We start from the raw sequence: 16,303 nt of genomic DNA, 5'->3' as shown, positions 1-16,303 counted from the left end.
TATATGTTATGGCTTAAGCAAGTTTCATTTATTGTGTATTAATTGGAGAATTCTGTTGAAAAGACCGGACAGTAGTGATTTTATAGTATATGTTTTTACATCGCAGAATAAGTACGATTTAAGATGTTGAATGTTACTGAGATTTACTTAAGACTATATTGTATCACACCCAACGGGTGAGGTGCTGTTGCAACACATTTTCAAAGAATTCTTCCACATTATATTCTGCTTGACTGATTATCGCCGATAAACTATATGAAATAAGATAACAGTTGTTGATTCAATTTCAGGAGGGAATCAAATTGAATAAAATTAATATTGATGACATCGAACTTGCAAGCAAAAATGTCCTGACGCGGGTTGATTTCAATGTTCCGCTCAAGGATGGCAAAGTTGGGGATGATACCCGCATCAAAGCGGCACTGCCAACAATTAAAAAGATAACATCATCCGGCGGCAAAGCTATTTTAATGTCGCACTTAGGACGTCCGAAAGGGCAGGTTAAGCCGGAACTTTCATTAAAACCGGTGGCGAAGAAGCTTTCGGAAGATATTAATATGAATGTGAAATTCATCAATGATTGTATCGGAACTGAGGTTAAAAGCGCAGTTGATAATCTTAAGGATGGCGAAATTATACTTCTGGAAAACCTTCGTTTCCACAAAGAAGAAACCGATAATAATACGGATTTCGCCCGGCAATTAGCAAACCTTGGAGATGTGTATATCAATGACGCTTTCGGTACGGCTCATCGGGCGCATGCCTCAACCGAAGGGGTTGCACACTTTATTAAACCAGCCGCGGCCGGCTACCTGATGCAGAAAGAGATTGATTATCTTGGCAAGGTATTAACCAATCCTCAGCATCCTTTTGTGGCTATTATCGGCGGCGCCAAGATTTCCGGCAAAATCGATGTCATTAAAAACCTTCTGCAGAAAGTTGATATTTTACTTATCGGCGGCGGTATGATTTTCACATTTTATAAGGCGATGGGTTTGTCAATCGGCAAGTCGCTGCTTGAGAAGGAGAAAATCGGCGAGGCTGAGAGCCTGCTTAAAATGAAACTGCCGGATAATGTCCAATTGATTCTACCGGATGATATTTTAGTTTCCGACAAGCTGGATAAACCGTTTTCGACTAATATCGTCGATAAATCAAACATTCCGGCTGATTGGATTGGAGTCGATATAGGAACATCCGCTCAAGGGCAGTTTGCCGATATTATCAGCCAGGCTAAGACGGTTGTCTGGAATGGTCCTATGGGGATATTCGAAACCGATGAGTTTGCCGGCGGCACCCTGGCGGTTGCGCGGGCGCTGGCAGAGGCAACGGAAAAAGGCGCTATTAGTATTGTCGGCGGCGGTGATTCGGTAGCCGCGCTATCAAAACTTAAACTTAAAGATAAAATAACTCATGTTTCCACCGGTGGCGGGGCGTCCTTAGAATTCCTCGAGGGTAAAATCCTGCCCGGGTTGGCGGCATTAACGGAGAAAGAATAATATGGCAAATCGTAAAACTCTAATCGCAGGCAATTGGAAAATGAATACAACTGCCGATGAGGCAATAAAACTGGCTGGGGATATAGCCAAGGAAATCCCTGGGTTAAGTCATCAAACTGATTTTTTAATATGTCCGCCGTTTGTCTGGTTAAATACAGTCGCCGGCATTGTAAAGAATACTGATGTTAAACTTGGCGCGCAAAATATGTATTGGGAGGATAAAGGCGCCTATACAGGTGAAATCTCTCCGGCTATGATAAAATCAGCCGGCTGCGAATATGTCATCCTCGGGCATTCCGAAAGACGTCAATATTTCGGTGAAACCGACCAGACAATCAATAAAAAGCTAAACAAGGCTATCGAAAGTTCGCTGATTCCCGTTGTCTGTCTTGGCGAAAGTTTAGATATCAGGGAAAGCGGCAAGACCAATGATGTAATTACCGAACAGTTTAAGGAATGCTTTAGGGGATTCACGCAATATGATGGGATTATTTTAGCTTACGAGCCTGTGTGGGCAATCGGAACCGGCAAAACCGCTACTCCCGAACAGGCGCAGGAGGTTCATAAGCTGCTTAGGGATTTACTGAAATCGCAAACGGATGGTTATAATAAAGTGCGGCTTTTATATGGCGGTTCGGTCAAACCGGGCAATGCCGGCGAGTTGATTATCAAGGAAGATATTGACGGCTTCTTAGTTGGCGGCGCCAGCCTTAAAGCGGCTGATTTTATCGGCATTGCCAAAGCGGCTGCCCCGCAAGTAACGGCATAGATGAATTAGGGTAAGTGCGAAGCAGAGGCAGCTGCCGGACGCTCTCAGAACCTGACGGCAAAACAATACTCAAATTCTTTAAATAATATGCGTTATCGCGCTTAGGGGTGTATTGCATACAGCCTCTCTTGTTATTATTCATAAATATGGAGCGGAGCGACATCCTGAGGGCGATAAGCTTATTACAACAAGCGTCAAGATGTTCGACCCTTAGGCGTATATCATCCTGACGTTTATCATATGGATATCATCCACCTGAGGTGAATTATCCTTTAAAACTAATTTTCGCTTAATTACATTTTTTAACTTGACTGCAAGTATATTTCAAGTATCTTATTTACTTGTCGAAAATGTGAAAAAAGGAGCAGTGAATGTTTGCTATTTTAATAACGATCCATGTAATTATCTGTTTGGGACTGATTCTTGTAATTCTCATGCAATCTGCCAAAGGCGAGGGGTTAGCCGGCGCTTTTGGCGGGACAAGTCTTTCCGGCGCTGTATTTGGTGGTCGAGGTGCGGCTACATTTTTATCTAAGGCTACAACTATAATAGCGATTTCGTTTATGGTTTCCTGTCTGGTTTTAACTTTTGTTTCACCGGCGAGGCAGGCAACTAAGATAAAATCAGCGATTAAAGACCAGATTGAAAATGCGCCAGTTCCCACCGGACAACCATCTACTCTGCCCGGCGAACAGAAAACAGGACCCGGCGATATCGAGCTTCCGCCAGCTCCGACGGGCGACAATCCGCAGCCGACTGAGGGCGGCGAATAACCTCAGGATTTGCATAAGATTATTGCGGAAGTGGTGGAACCGGTAGACACGCTATCTTGAGGGGGTAGTGCCGAAAGGTGTGCGGGTTCAAGTCCCGCCTTCCGCAGTTATAATATATTAACAACAAACTGTACCCACCCATCGGGTGGGTTTATATTTTAAGTCTTTATATGTAAATCATGTATAAAAACCATATTCAAAGGTCATGATAGTATAAATACGTAAAAACAATCACAAATTTTACCTTATTTAACATTGTTTATAATAAAAAGCTATCAGACCTGATTTTTAAATCCGCCTATTATATGGGCAGTATTGCTATTCATCTCCCTTGTTATAACACCCAAATCCACATTATCTTAATTTTTAATTGACAATTTAGTCATTTATCGTAAATTAACTTGTAGAAGATAATGATATTTGGTGGCTCGGTATGCTTTCTCTGCATGTGTTAGTTCTAAATCAGAATTACGAACCATTGTCGGTCTGCACTCTCAAACGCGCCATTGTGATGGTTTACTTAGATAGGGCGGAAGTTATTGAAACTGTTGATGGTTATAAAATTCATTCAGTTTCGATGAGCCTGCCGGCGCCATCGGTGGTTAGGCTGGCAGCCTATATAAGGGTGCCCAATAAACGCATCATGCTGTCGCGTAAGAATGTTATCAAGCGCGATGGCGGGATATGTCAGTATTGCGGCTGTAAAGTCGAACATATGACTGTCGACCATGTGATTCCCAAAATCCGCGGGGGCAAGGATGTCTGGGAAAACTTAGTGGCATCATGCCAAAAATGCAACAACCGGAAAGGGCAGCGAACTCCGGAGCAAGCAAAAATGAAATTATTATCAAAACCGAAACGCCCAAATCATATCACATTTATTCAAAAATTCGTCGGCGTTAAAGACTATCGCTGGAGACAATATCTTTTTATGGATTAAGAACTTAATGAGATAAATCAGCAAAGCTGTTTCACTATTTAAAGAGGAGATAAGCAAACTGCAGCTAATTCAACTTAACAGCAGCTATCATTCAGCTAATTTAATGCTATTATTGTACACGTTCTACTGTGTCAAAAACGTTAAGAGGCAGGAAAAATCAAAATGAAAGAGATTTTATTATCGGGCATGAAGCCCTCAGGGCAAACTGGCAGGGCGCATCTGGGCAATTATGAGGGAGCGCTTAGAAACTGGGTAAGATTACAAGATGAAGGCAAATACGATTTATTTTTCTGCATAGTCGACTGGCATTTCTTAACAGCCGGATATAACGACACAAAGACCCTTAAAAGCCAAATCACTGAGATGGCTCTTGATTACCTGTCGGCGGGTTTAAAACCGGAAAAATGCGCTTTATTTATTCAATCAGAGGTCAAGGAACATGCCGAACTTCATTTGCTGTTTTCGATGATTACGCCTGTTCCATGGCTGGAAAGGGTGCCTACTTATAAAGATCAGGTTGAACAAAAAGGGTTGGATAGTTACGGATTTTTAGGCTATCCGGTTTTGCAGGCAGCGGATATATTAGTTTATAAAGCCAATGTCGTGCCTGTGGGCAAAGACCAGCTTCCGCATATAGAACTAACCCGCGAAATCGCTCGCAGGTTTAATCATCTTTATGGCGATACATTGCCCGAACCGGAGGGATTGCTTGCGCAGTTTCCGAATATTCCGGGTATCGATGGCCGAAAAATGTCCAAATCATACGGCAATGATATCAAATTGGCTGATACCAGTGAAGACACTATCGCCAAATTGAAAAAGATGTATACCGACCCTCAGAAGCTTCGACGAGGCGATCCGGGGCACCCTGATGTTTGCCCGGTTTATATGCTTCACCAGATTTACAACAAGCAGCATGAGGAAATAATAGAACCTTGCAAATCAGGCCAGCTTGGCTGTGTGGATTGCAAGATGAATGTAGCTAAGCATCTTAATGAATCGTTAGCGCCAATCCGTCAGAAAAGGATGGAGTTAGCTAAAGATACGGATAAAGTCTGGGATATCCTCAAGGATGGCGGCAACCGGGCGCGTGAGACGGCCTCCCGGACTTTAGCTGATGTTCGAAAGGCGATGAAAATTGACTGGCAATAATCGCAGCAGTATTAACTTAGTTAATATTTCCGAAGACCTTCGCGGCTACGGCACTCAACCGTTCGAGGGCCCGCTTGATTTGCTGCTATACCTTATTAAACAGGATGAGGTCGATATTTATGATATACCTATCGCCGAAATAACCAAACAATATCTGACTTTTCTCGAAGCGATGAAAGAACTGAACTTAGAAGTAGCCGGCGAGTTTATCCTTATGGCGGCTATGCTGATAAGGCTGAAAACGCAGATGCTTCTTCCCGAAGTTGGGGGAGACGAAACTGAGATTGATGACCCGCGCAATGAACTGATTGAAGCGCTGCTCGAGTATAAAAAATATAAGCAAGCCGCAGAGGAGCTTGGCGAAAGAGGTAAGGAATGGTCCAAGAGATTCAAGCGGCATGACTTTCCTGAGGTTGTCGAGCCGGAAGTATGTTATGTTTTACGCAAGATAGATATGACATCATTGATGATTGCTTTTGCCGATGTTATGGAACGAGCAAAAAAGGAAACAGTTCACCAGGTAGCGGCGGATGAGGTTTATATCGAGGATAGAATCAGGCACATTACAGAAATGCTGTCAGATAGCGACAAATTGGAGTTTTATAAGCTTTTTGAGGATGACCCGCGCCGAATAGTAATAGTCGTTACTTTTGCAGCATTACTTGAATTGGTGAGGTTAAATCAGATTAGTTTAAGGCAATCGTCGACATTTGGCAAAATATGGGTTTATCCTATAAACCTGCAAGTTGAGGAAGCTATCAGATTATATGCCGAGACTCATTAAAATATTTGTGTTCATCGTTATCCTGACGAGCTTGCTGTTTGGCCAGCAATCTTTCACTACAGGTGATTTGATTATTGCCCCCAAAGATACGGGAAACTGGCCGCCATTGGTTTTGGAACGCCCCGACCTGCTCTGCACTTTCGATAGCGATAATTTTAAAATCCATTATGATACTACCGGCGATTATGTTATTTATCATCCTCATGAGGATATAGACCCTGCCGACGATGTGCCCGATTATATAAATAGAATAGCTGAATTTCTTGAGTTAAGCCGTTATACTTACATCGAACTTTTGGGGTATGACGTACCTCCGCCGGATGAAGGTTTTGGCGGCGATGATAGCTATGATATTTATGTTACAAATGTTGCCGGCTTAACTGTGCCGGAATTTCAATCAGATTATTATCCCGACCGTGAAGCGTACGCGTCTTATATATTCATAGGCAGAGATTTGCGCTGCGTACATTTCCCCAATGACCCGATTCCGATGCTTAAGGCTGTCTGTTCTCATGAATATTTCCACGCTATTCAGATGGCATACAGGGCTAATACTTGCGATGAAGAACCATGGTGGTATGAACTTTCGGCTTGTTGGGCGAATGAGATTGTTTTTGATGACCTTAACATTATATACTACTATCTTGAGAAATATTACAATAAGATTGATTATTCGATTTACATGACTGGCGGCGCGCATATGTATGGAGCTTGGGTTTTTGCTGAATACCTGCGCCAGAATTATGGTCCTGATATAATTAATAAAATATTTTTAAAACTTATCCATTTAGACTACTCTATATATGCTATTGAATCGGCATTATTAGAAGAAGAGGTTGATTTCGATAGGGAATTTGCAGTTTTTGGATGTTGGAATTATTTCACTAATAACAATTATAGACCGGGTTTTTTCGAGGAGAGCGAGCAATTTCCGGCAACTGTACCGGTATCCGCAAGTCATAGTTCCTATCCAACCGGCTGGATTGATACTCCGAAAGCTGTCGAAAATATGGGGCTTGCCTATATATGTTTCGAAAGTGTTGGCATATTTAAAAAAGACCTCATTCTGGAGTTCTTATCAGATTACAACTATCCTGAGGAGATTGCTGTGGCTGCAGTATATCTCGATAGGCCGGTTGAAATCTATACGCGAAGCCTTAGTTTTAATGAACAAATATCGATGCGGATTAATAACTTTGATGAGTGTGATAAAGTAATATTAACAATAACCTGGCCATATCAATATTCTACAGAGTCAGATTCCGCCAATTATGAGTATAATGCCTACTTGGAAGACACTCAGACAAACATACTTACAGGAAATTTATTAGAACCCGAAAAGTTTATCTTATATGACAGTTATCCTAATCCGTTTAATTCGGCATGTGATATAAGTTTTTACTGGAATTCAAACTCGAATGATTATAAGTTTGACATATATAATATAAACGGCCGATTAGTTGATAGGTTTGATGGTGTTGCCGTGAACGGTATGAATAGAATAACCTGGAAACCCATGGCCGATATTGCCGCTGGAGCTTATTATTATAATCTAATAATCAATAATCAGCAGGCAAAAGCAAAAATGGTATATTTAAAGTAAGGGGAAATCAAAATAGAAGAATCAGTACAAAATCAGGATACGGTATCGGAAAAACAGTTCGAGCTTGTCGACCAGAAAGGTATTGTCGAGGCTTTGATATTTGCCGCCGAGGAGCCGATAACATCAGCGCAAATAGCCAAAGTTTCCGGTTTATCAAAAATAACTGTTGAAAATATTGTAATTGAATTAAATGAAGAATTTGTCGATACCCACAGAAGTTTTAGAATTGAGCAGATAGCCTCAGGCTTTCGGATGTTAACTTTACCTGAGTATCATCAATATATTAATCGGATTAAAGCTAAGGAAAAAACTACCCGTCTATCCCAAGCGGCTTTAGAAGCGCTGGCGGTAATCGCCTATAAACAGCCGGTTACTCGGGCTGATATCGAAAGAATTCGTGGTGTTGATTGCGGCGGCGTGCTGAAAAATTTGATGTCGAAAGAACTCGTTGTTATTGATGGCAAATCGCCGGCGCCCGGCAGCCCGTTATTGTACAAAACCTCGGAATACTTCCTTGAATTTTTCGGCTTGCCATCTATTGAACATCTGCCGCCGCTGACAGAAATAGAGGATTTCACTAAAAGTATGCCGGTTATTAAAATGGTAAAAAGCGGGGAAGACGCTCAAGCAAATGATAGTGATGCTGAAAGTGAATCCATGCCTGCTTCTGATGAGCAATCTTCAACTGATGAACTGCCGGATGAACATATTGAGCCGACCATGAAAGCAGAAACCAACGCTGATACTGATACTGACAAGATTTTGCAGGAAGAGGATATATAGATTAATAGTTATCATTTGCTTATGATAATGGTTTAATTTAATAGAACAGTTGTAGATCAAGACCCTCCTTGTGGTCTTGACTATTTGCGCAGCTGGCTTTGATAAAATGTAAATATCTAAAAAATATCACCTTTTATATTATTAGCCTAAAGAGATGTAGATTTATTCATTATGAGTATATATATTAGCCTTGTGAAAAACATGTGTCGAAAGAATAAAACCAATGCGAATAAATAAATACCTCGCTCTTTCCGGAGTTGCCTCACGCCGTCATGCCGACAACCTGATAACTTGCGGACGAGTAAAAATTAACGGTAAAATTGTCAAAACCTTGGGCGTAGCTGTGGATGAACAGTCTGACATAATCAAGGTCGATGGCAAGATTGTATCGCCGGAGACCGGAACCTACTATCTGATGATGAATAAACCTACGGGTTGCCTTGTCTCGACAAAAGACCCCCATCATGCAAACCTTGTAACAGAATATCTGAAAGAGTATAAAGGCAAGGTTTTTCCGGTAGGTCGTCTCGATTATGATTCATCCGGGCTGTTGATTTTTACCAATGATGGCGACCTTGCTTTTCGCCTGAGCCATCCGCGGTATGGCGTAAAGAAAACTTATGAAGTGGTTTGCAATGGCGTTATTGATGAACCTGCCCTAAAAAAGCTGCAGGATGGCGTAATGCTTGATGATGGCCTGACCGCGCCTGCAAAAGTAAAAGCAATCCAGCGGGATAAGACATCAAACATAGTACATATAACAATTCACGAGGGACGCAAACGTCAGGTACGCCGGATGTTTAAAAAAGTAGGCTTGACCGTTTCAAGCCTAAAAAGGATAGCCTATGGCAATCTTAAGCTTGGCAATCTGCCGGGGGGCAAATTTGTGAAAATCGATAAAAAACATTTGAAAATATTACAAAACTCAGTGGGCTTGAAATAATGGGAAAAGTAGTTGTAATTGACGGCCCGGCAGGCTCCGGAAAAAGCACTACGGCAATTGCCTTAGCCGAAAAACTCGGCTTTATCTATCTTGATACAGGAGCCATGTACCGGGCAATAACTGTCAAATTCCTTGAGCTTGGCATAAATGATTTCAGCGATGAAGACAACATCAAAGAGATTTTAGATTCAACAAATGTTGTTCTGAAACCGCATAAAGATAGCTTGCAAGTGTTCCTTGATAGTAAAGATGTTACAGAGCAAATTCGCAGCCGCGAGGTTGATGGGTTTGTGTCGGAAGTTTCGGTTGTAGGCTTGGTTCGTGATTACATGCATACCCAACAGCGAAAATTCGCTGGCAATTTCAATACTGTGGCTGAGGGGAGAGACTTGGGAACTTTCGTTTTTCCCGATGCCGACGTGAAGATATTTTTAGTTGCCGATATTAATGTTCGGGCGCAAAGACGTCTGGCGCAAAAAAACGCTTCAGCAGAGAAATTGGAACGGGTTCGCGAAAATCTTGTTAAAAGAGACCGAATCGATTCATCCCGCGAACATTCGCCTTTAAAAAAAGCCAATGATGCAATCGAAGTTGACACTACGGATATTACAATCGACCAACAGGTGCAAAAAATTTACGAGATATGCATACGAAAAATAAAGTAAATCGTTTATACTGGTCTATCCATTTTCTTATGAATATTTATATGCGAATCTTGTGCAGACTAAAAATTCAAGGCCAAGAGTATATCCCTCCTGAAGGTGGGTTAATAGTCGCATCAAATCATGTCGCCGGCGCTGACCCCTTCCTGCTTGGCTCAACAATTGATAGAGAACTCTGGTTTATGGCCAAGAAAGAACTATTAAAACCTTTCATATTAGGTCGCTTGCTCACTAAACTTAACGCTTTTCCGGTAGATAGATTCGGTTTCGATATTGATGTTATTAAAAAATCGATATTGTTTTTAAAACAGGGTAAGGCGCTGATAATGTTTCCTGAGGGAACGCGTTCTTCCGACGGCAGGGTGATGGAGGGAAAAATCGGGGTTGGGATGCTTGCCTGCAAGGCTGAAACGCCTATAGTCCCGGCTTATATTGAGAATACAAAAAGAGCCTGGTGGAATTTCTTGCTGGGGAAAAAGATGAAAATATCATTTGGACGTATTATAGATTCCGAATGGATAAAATCGTGCGGTAAATCCAAAACCGGCTATAAAATTGTAACCGATGAATTAATGAAGCGTATCAGAGAGCTTCAAGATAACGCCCAAAACACATAGTAATATTATTCCCTTCTCGATAGGGGCTATAGTGAACATTGTCTTAATATTGAATTTGGCGATATATTATTCCCCTCTTGAGAGGGGTTAGAGGTGTGTTTTAACGCTAAATGTTCAATATAATTCCGAATAAATTTAGCTCTGGCTGCCAAGCGCCGCTTAGTAACCAGAGCAATTTATTTATAGTTCTATTGCCAAAGCCGGGTTGAAATATCATTCATTTAAAGTTATTAAAAAATTCTTTGTATCCGATATAAAAAACAGATTGCATTAGAATTAAATGTGATTATATTGACCCAGACCCTTGGGTCGCCCTTTGGGGTAATGTGAATGTTAAGGAGGATTCTTGTAAATGCCAGAAAAGAAGAAAAAAGCGGCTAAAAAAACCGCAGCAACAAAATCTAAAAAGTTAGGAGGTGGCGCCAAAAGTAAAACGCATAAAGCAAAAAAGCTTTCACGAGTCGCGGCAACTGCCAAAAAAGAACAAACAAGCGCAGCCAAAACAACAGAGGTAAAAGCGCTTAAGCATACTCGTTCTAAAGCACCCCGAACTAAAATTAAAAAACTTGATACTCCAGTGGTTATAACCGAGGAGGAAATCGAAGAGCAAGAGTATTCCGAGGAAGAATATAATAAAATGCTGGTTATGTATGAAAGTACCCTTCAGGATGTCAGAGAAGGGGAAATCATCTGCGGCAAAGTTATGGGTGTTAGTCGCGATGATGTTATTGTTGATGTGGGCTTTAAATCGGAAGGTTTAATCCCTATCAGTGAATTTCCCGAACCTGTAAATGTCTCGGTTGGCGAAGATATCGATGTTTTCCTTGAAGCTATCGAAAATAGCCACGGGCAGCTTGTTCTCTCCAAGCAGAAAGCAGATTTCCTTAGAGTGTGGGATAATATCAAAGAATCTCATGAATCCGGCGAATCCGTCATTGGCAAAATTCAAAGGCGGATTAAAGGCGGATTGGTTGTCGACCTGTTTGGTGTTGAATCATTTCTTCCCGGTTCGCAGGTAGCGCTTCGACAGGTGCCCGATTTCGATGCTCTCCTTAACGAAGAACTCGAATTGAAAATTATTAAAATCAATAAGAGCAGACGAAATATAGTGGTTTCCCGTCGGGCTGTCCTTGAGGAACAACGCCGAGATATGCGCGATGAGCTTTTAAAGGAAATAGAACCTGGTCAGGTTCGCGATGGAATTGTTAAAAACATCACCGATTTCGGAGTATTTATCGACCTTGGCGGTGTCGATGGCCTTTTACATATAACTGACATGTCTTGGGGAAGAATTAATCATCCCTCTGAGATTGCCAAGCTGGGACAGGAGATTAAAATCAAGGTTCTTGATTTTGATAAGAACTCCGGCAGAATCTCTTTGGGACTTAAACAGCTAACTCCATATCCCTGGGAAAATGTCGAAGAAAAATATCCGGTCAACAGCCGCGTTAAAGGCAAAGTAGTTTCGATTACCGATTACGGAGCCTTTGTCGAATTGGAACGCGGTGTTGAAGGTTTAGTACATATTTCGGAAATGTCATGGACTCAGCATATTAAGCATCCGTCAAAACTCCTTGCGCCTAATGATAATATTGAGGTTGTAGTATTAACTGTTGATAAAGAAAATGAAAAAATCTCGCTCGGCTTAAAACAACTCGAACCCGATCCCTGGCTAACTATCGACCTGAAATATCCAGTCGGTACTTCTGTTAAAGGCAAAGTTAGAAACCTGACAACTTTCGGTGCCTTTATCGAAATCGAGGATGGTATCGATGGCTTAGTGCATATTTCTGATATGTCATGGACTAAAAGAATTCAGCATCCCTCAGAAATTATGAGGAAAAATGATGAAATCGAAGTGCGAATTCTTTCTATCGATAAGGACAATAGACGGATTTCGCTCGGACTTAAGCAAGTAAATGATGATCCTTGGCCCGAACTGGAAATGAAATATTCAGTGAATACCGAAACACTTGGAACTATTACGCGCCTTTTGGATAGGGGAGTCATCGTTGAACTCGAGGGCAATGTCGAGGGATTTGTACCTGCCAATATGCTGGGTAAAAGGGATATTTCAAAACCATCCGAGGCTTTTTCTGAAAACGACCAGATTCCCTTGAGGGTTATTGAATTTGATTCTAAAAATCACAAAATCATCCTTTCGGTTGAGGCATATTATGCTGTTAGAGAAAGAGATGATCTCGATAAATTCTTAACCGATCACCCTACTCGCACTATCAAAATCCAAGACACTGTGGCTGAGAGTTTTGAAGATAATAAACAGCCGAAAGCTGAAAAACCCGAAGAACCGGTTGCAGAACCCGCAGCCGAACCAACAGTTGAACAGCAGCAGGAGGAATCAGCCGACGAACAATCTGAGATAGCAGCTGATGCCGAAACAACTAAGACGGAAACCGAGCAAAAACCAATTGCTGTTGCCAATCCTGAAGAAGACTCATTACCGGAAAAAGATTCTGGAGTCAATACTGATTAATAAATATCCAGTATTTTGATTATTAGCAATCGCCCCCGACTTTTTGAAAGGTCGGGGGTTTTGTTTTATATGGCTTAGATTTTGTAGTTGGCATTCGCCTTAGGCTAACTTGTCTGCCTATTGGCTAACTGAACCTGTCTGATTTATTAAAACGTAATAGCTTAAAATGATTGCCTAAATATATTAATTTATATTATAATTATATATGAAGCCATTAACAGCGATTAAACTGAAATAGTAAAGATAATTAAAATATGCGCCACCGTAATAAATACAATGTTAATCTTATAAATAACCCTTACAAGAAAAACCCTGCCTTATTACAACAAAAAAATGTTCTTGAAGCGCAGTGGTATGATAAAGAAGCGGACGAATACTTTAGCCAGCTTGACGCTGGCGGCAAACTTATGCAGATGGATCAGGAGTATGAAGAATGGTTCGCAGAATTTTATGATAAGCCGTCAGATAAATTTATTTTTGATAAAAATTATAATTATTTCAGCAAGTTTCCGAAACGCAAGCCATTAAGGCTCTTAGAGCTTGGCGCTGGTAATGGCGCCTTAAGCCGGTTTTTCATGCGACGCGGAGTCGAGGTGGTTTCCATTGATGTTTCCTTAAGATGTTTAGAATTTATAGCTATGTCTGATACCAATAGCTGTCCTATCAAAAGCTGTTCTGAGATTTTGCCTTTCAGGGATGATTGCTTTGATGTTGTAACTGCATTAGTGGCCTTGCATCATTTTAATCTCAGGTTAAGCTTGGCAGAAATGTATCGCGTTTTAAAAAAGGGAGGGGTTGGAATATTTATCGAGCCGATGTGCAACTCAGGATTGTATTATAAACTTCGACAGCTTATCCCTGTTCCTGATACGGAATCACCGGGCGGAGGAGGGCTTAACAAGCAGGAACTTGTTATGGAAATCGAGAACTCTGGTTTTAAATATTCTCTTGCGGAATTTGAACTAATAACCAGAATGGAACGTATTCCGTTTTTATTCAAATTTCAAAATCATCTGAAGAAATTGGATAACCTTTTATTATCTCATCTTTCTTTTCTCCGAAAGTTTGCTAGGGTTATTGTTATTGAGGTCAGAAAAGAGTAGTATAGCATTAGCTTAAAAAGTAGTATATATCTTGAGTTCTGGTTCCCGCTATTGTCGTTATAGTATGATTTTGTCGAAATATCTGTTTTTATCATTTTTTCCGCCATTTTTCGATAAGCAAATATTTATATTTATCAACAACTTACACCTTTCTGCCTTGACAATTTACAGCATTATTGTTATAATTTTCAATCAGTTTTGAGGATTATATGAACGATACCGATTCTGAAAAATTTAACTCGCCGGATATTGAAGCATATCAGGCGATGAAACTGCTCGATTCGAATGACGCGCAGGGCGCTATAATAAAATGCCGCGAGTCGATAAACCAATATGGCCCCAATCGAAATTGTTTTTTGGTAAAGGCTCGAGCGCATATCGAACAGGAGGAATACGGTTTTGCTCAGGAATCCTTAGAATCGGTTCTTCGCCTCGACCCGGAACACCCGGCAGCTTGGGCTATGATGGGCGAGGTTTATTTTAGGCTTGGCAAGGAAGCGAAAGTTGATTATTGCCGTAATCGTCTCGAAAGTATCTTCCCGGCATTAGCCGATTATTTCGAACAAGAAGAAACCGGCGATGAGCAGGTTATGGATACCGAACCTGAAGTAATTGCTGAAACGGAGAATACTAAAAAAGAAATCACCGCAGAAGATGACAGCCGGGTAGTGGAAAAATCGGAGTCTGAAACCGAAAGCATAACAGCGAATAAGCCAAAGGTCGAAACGCCTGATAGAGCTGCTGCTGATGCTGTCAACGACACAGAAATATCCGACGACTTAGAGGAGAAACCGGCAGTTATATCCGAATCTATCGTTCCGCTCGAGGATTTTAATAGAGCAGCTGCGAAACAAAATGATGATATAATACAATCTAACAATAGAGAGGTCAGAAGTATCGAATCAACCGACCAATCCGAACTGAAACGGGAACAGGTAAATGTATTAAAAGCTGAAATTTTTGAAACTGCAACTTTTGCTGATATTTGTTTTAACCAGGGGAAATATGAGAAAGCATTAAAGGTTTATAAAAAACTTCTAAACGGTGATCCCGATAATAATAAATATAAAGAGAGAATAAAAATCATAGAATCAAAGATAGGAAAATAATGAATAACAATAGAATTATACAAGCAAACGCTTTGGTAAAGAAAAATAAGCTTGATGCCATGATTGTCAGTAAGCTGTCTAATATCAGGTATTTAAGCGGATATTCAGGTTCTAATGGGTTATTAATCTTGGCGCCGCCTAAATCATATTTTTTAACGGACTTCAGATATACCGTCCAAGCGCGCAAAGAGGTTAAGAACTCTCAGATAATAATAGCCGAACGAGAACTAGTTAGCGAGTTGGTTAAACTGCCCTGTTTCTGTAAAAAAGCCAAAGTTGGTTTTGAAACCGCAATTATGACAGTTAAAGCACTCAAAAAAATGAAAGAACTGTTAATAAAAAGCACATTTATACCGACCGAAAATCTCGTAGAATCTATTTCCATTGTTAAAGACACTTCTGAAATTAATAAAATTAAACGGGCTGTTAAAATATCAGACACAGCTTTCAGCCAAATATTGGACAGGGTAAAGCCGGGAGTCAAAGAACGCGACTTAGCGCTGGAGCTATCTTACAGCATGATAAAAATGGGCGCTGATGGTCCTTCTTTTGATTTTATTGTCGCTTCGGGTCAAAGGTCAAGCATGCCTCATGGCAAAGCCTCGGATAAAAAACTGAAAAAAGGCGACTTGATTACGTTTGATTTTGGCTGCTTCTATAATGGTTATGCCTCGGATATGACCCGCACCGTTGTTTTGGGAAAAGCAACTGATAAACAGAAGAAAATTTATAACATTGTCTTAAAAGCCCAGACGGCAGCAATTGATGCGACTCGAGCGGGAATGGATGCAAAAGAGCTTGATAAAGTTGCCCGTGATATAATAAATAAAGAAGGATACGGCGATTATTTCGGTCACGGTTTAGGACACGGCCTTAGCCTTGAGGTTCACAGCGGGCCGGTTGTGAGTCCCCGCAGTCAGGATACTCTGAAAGTCGGCAATGTTATTACTATTGAGCCGGGAATTTATTTACCGAATTGGGGCGGTGTTAGAATTGAAGATGATATTTTGATAACGCAAAATGGCTGTAGAGTTCTAACAAAATCGCCGAGGGAATTAATTGAGCTTTAACC

15 protein-coding genes and 1 tRNA gene are annotated in these 16,303 nt (G+C 41.0%); all 16 read left to right on the top strand.

What is annotated here, in order from left to right; all coding sequences use genetic code 11:
- The first annotated feature begins 302 nt into the window (after positions 1-302).
- Positions 303-1,499, top strand: a complete 1,197-nt coding sequence (locus J7K40_07110; protein MCD6162165.1) for a phosphoglycerate kinase — start codon at positions 303-305, stop codon at positions 1,497-1,499.
- 1 nt (position 1,500) lies between these two features.
- Positions 1,501-2,268: a triose-phosphate isomerase gene (locus J7K40_07105; GenBank protein MCD6162164.1), complete on the top strand. Its 768-nt coding sequence runs from the start codon at positions 1,501-1,503 to the stop codon at positions 2,266-2,268.
- A 371-nt stretch (positions 2,269-2,639) separates the two neighbouring features.
- Positions 2,640-3,041, top strand: a complete 402-nt coding sequence (gene secG, locus J7K40_07100) for a preprotein translocase subunit SecG (GenBank protein MCD6162163.1) — start codon at positions 2,640-2,642, stop codon at positions 3,039-3,041.
- A gap of 24 nt (positions 3,042-3,065) precedes the next feature.
- Positions 3,066-3,147: transfer RNA gene (locus J7K40_07095), tRNA-Leu, on the top strand.
- A gap of 327 nt (positions 3,148-3,474) precedes the next feature.
- Complete coding sequence (locus J7K40_07090) at positions 3,475-3,981, top strand: HNH endonuclease (GenBank protein MCD6162162.1); 507 nt, start codon at positions 3,475-3,477, stop codon at positions 3,979-3,981.
- 162 nt (positions 3,982-4,143) lie between these two features.
- Positions 4,144-5,133 (top strand): tryptophan--tRNA ligase, encoded by a 990-nt coding sequence (gene trpS, locus J7K40_07085; GenBank protein ID MCD6162161.1) that lies wholly within the window; start codon positions 4,144-4,146, stop codon positions 5,131-5,133.
- Complete coding sequence (locus J7K40_07080) at positions 5,120-5,917, top strand: segregation/condensation protein A (protein ID MCD6162160.1); 798 nt, start codon at positions 5,120-5,122, stop codon at positions 5,915-5,917. Before trpS ends, J7K40_07080 begins: the two co-directional genes overlap by 14 nt.
- Positions 5,901-7,520, top strand: a complete 1,620-nt coding sequence (locus J7K40_07075; GenBank protein MCD6162159.1) for a T9SS type A sorting domain-containing protein — start codon at positions 5,901-5,903, stop codon at positions 7,518-7,520. The genes J7K40_07080 and J7K40_07075 overlap by 17 nt, the downstream gene beginning before the upstream one ends.
- A 93-nt stretch (positions 7,521-7,613) precedes the next feature.
- A complete protein-coding gene (gene scpB / locus J7K40_07070) occupies positions 7,614-8,303 on the top strand; it encodes an SMC-Scp complex subunit ScpB (protein ID MCD6162158.1) in 690 nt (229 codons plus the stop codon).
- Between the two features lie 223 nt (positions 8,304-8,526).
- Positions 8,527-9,246: an rRNA pseudouridine synthase gene (locus tag J7K40_07065; GenBank protein ID MCD6162157.1), complete on the top strand. Its 720-nt coding sequence runs from the start codon at positions 8,527-8,529 to the stop codon at positions 9,244-9,246.
- Entirely contained in the window at positions 9,246-9,911 is a 666-nt protein-coding gene (locus J7K40_07060; protein MCD6162156.1) for a (d)CMP kinase, read from the top strand. The genes J7K40_07065 and J7K40_07060 overlap by 1 nt, the downstream gene beginning before the upstream one ends.
- Before the next feature lie 41 nt (positions 9,912-9,952).
- Positions 9,953-10,525 carry a 1-acyl-sn-glycerol-3-phosphate acyltransferase gene (locus J7K40_07055; protein MCD6162155.1) on the top strand — a complete coding sequence of 191 codons (573 nt, stop codon included), beginning with the start codon at positions 9,953-9,955 and terminating at the stop codon, positions 10,523-10,525.
- A gap of 352 nt (positions 10,526-10,877) precedes the next feature.
- Positions 10,878-13,019: a 30S ribosomal protein S1 gene (locus tag J7K40_07050; protein ID MCD6162154.1), complete on the top strand. Its 2,142-nt coding sequence runs from the start codon at positions 10,878-10,880 to the stop codon at positions 13,017-13,019.
- A gap of 254 nt (positions 13,020-13,273) precedes the next feature.
- Positions 13,274-14,122, top strand: a complete 849-nt coding sequence (locus J7K40_07045) for a class I SAM-dependent methyltransferase (GenBank protein MCD6162153.1) — start codon at positions 13,274-13,276, stop codon at positions 14,120-14,122.
- Positions 14,123-14,331: 209 nt separating this feature from the next.
- Positions 14,332-15,231: a tetratricopeptide repeat protein gene (locus tag J7K40_07040; protein MCD6162152.1), complete on the top strand. Its 900-nt coding sequence runs from the start codon at positions 14,332-14,334 to the stop codon at positions 15,229-15,231.
- Complete coding sequence (locus tag J7K40_07035; GenBank protein MCD6162151.1) at positions 15,231-16,301, top strand: aminopeptidase P family protein; 1,071 nt, start codon at positions 15,231-15,233, stop codon at positions 16,299-16,301. The genes J7K40_07040 and J7K40_07035 overlap by 1 nt, the downstream gene beginning before the upstream one ends.
- Positions 16,302-16,303 lie beyond the last annotated feature (2 nt).

The sequence above is a fragment of the Candidatus Zixiibacteriota bacterium genome, assembly GCA_021159005.1.
Classification (GTDB): domain Bacteria; phylum Zixibacteria; class MSB-5A5; order UBA10806; family 4484-95; genus JAGGSN01.
This window is presented reverse-complemented; position numbering and strand designations above follow the sequence as displayed.

Coding starts and splice junctions, on each gene's coding strand:
- J7K40_07105 (MCD6162164.1), top strand. CDS start 1,501: ATGGCAAATCGTAAAACTCTAATCGCAGGCAATTGGAAAATGAATACA.
- secG (MCD6162163.1), top strand. CDS start 2,640: ATGTTTGCTATTTTAATAACGATCCATGTAATTATCTGTTTGGGACTG.
- J7K40_07090 (MCD6162162.1), top strand. CDS start 3,475: ATGCTTTCTCTGCATGTGTTAGTTCTAAATCAGAATTACGAACCATTG.
- trpS (MCD6162161.1), top strand. CDS start 4,144: ATGAAAGAGATTTTATTATCGGGCATGAAGCCCTCAGGGCAAACTGGC.
- J7K40_07075 (MCD6162159.1), top strand. CDS start 5,901: ATGCCGAGACTCATTAAAATATTTGTGTTCATCGTTATCCTGACGAGC.
- J7K40_07065 (MCD6162157.1), top strand. CDS start 8,527: ATGCGAATAAATAAATACCTCGCTCTTTCCGGAGTTGCCTCACGCCGT.
- J7K40_07060 (MCD6162156.1), top strand. CDS start 9,246: ATGGGAAAAGTAGTTGTAATTGACGGCCCGGCAGGCTCCGGAAAAAGC.
- J7K40_07055 (MCD6162155.1), top strand. CDS start 9,953: ATGCGAATCTTGTGCAGACTAAAAATTCAAGGCCAAGAGTATATCCCT.
- J7K40_07050 (MCD6162154.1), top strand. CDS start 10,878: ATGCCAGAAAAGAAGAAAAAAGCGGCTAAAAAAACCGCAGCAACAAAA.
- J7K40_07045 (MCD6162153.1), top strand. CDS start 13,274: ATGCGCCACCGTAATAAATACAATGTTAATCTTATAAATAACCCTTAC.
- J7K40_07040 (MCD6162152.1), top strand. CDS start 14,332: ATGAACGATACCGATTCTGAAAAATTTAACTCGCCGGATATTGAAGCA.
- J7K40_07035 (MCD6162151.1), top strand. CDS start 15,231: ATGAATAACAATAGAATTATACAAGCAAACGCTTTGGTAAAGAAAAAT.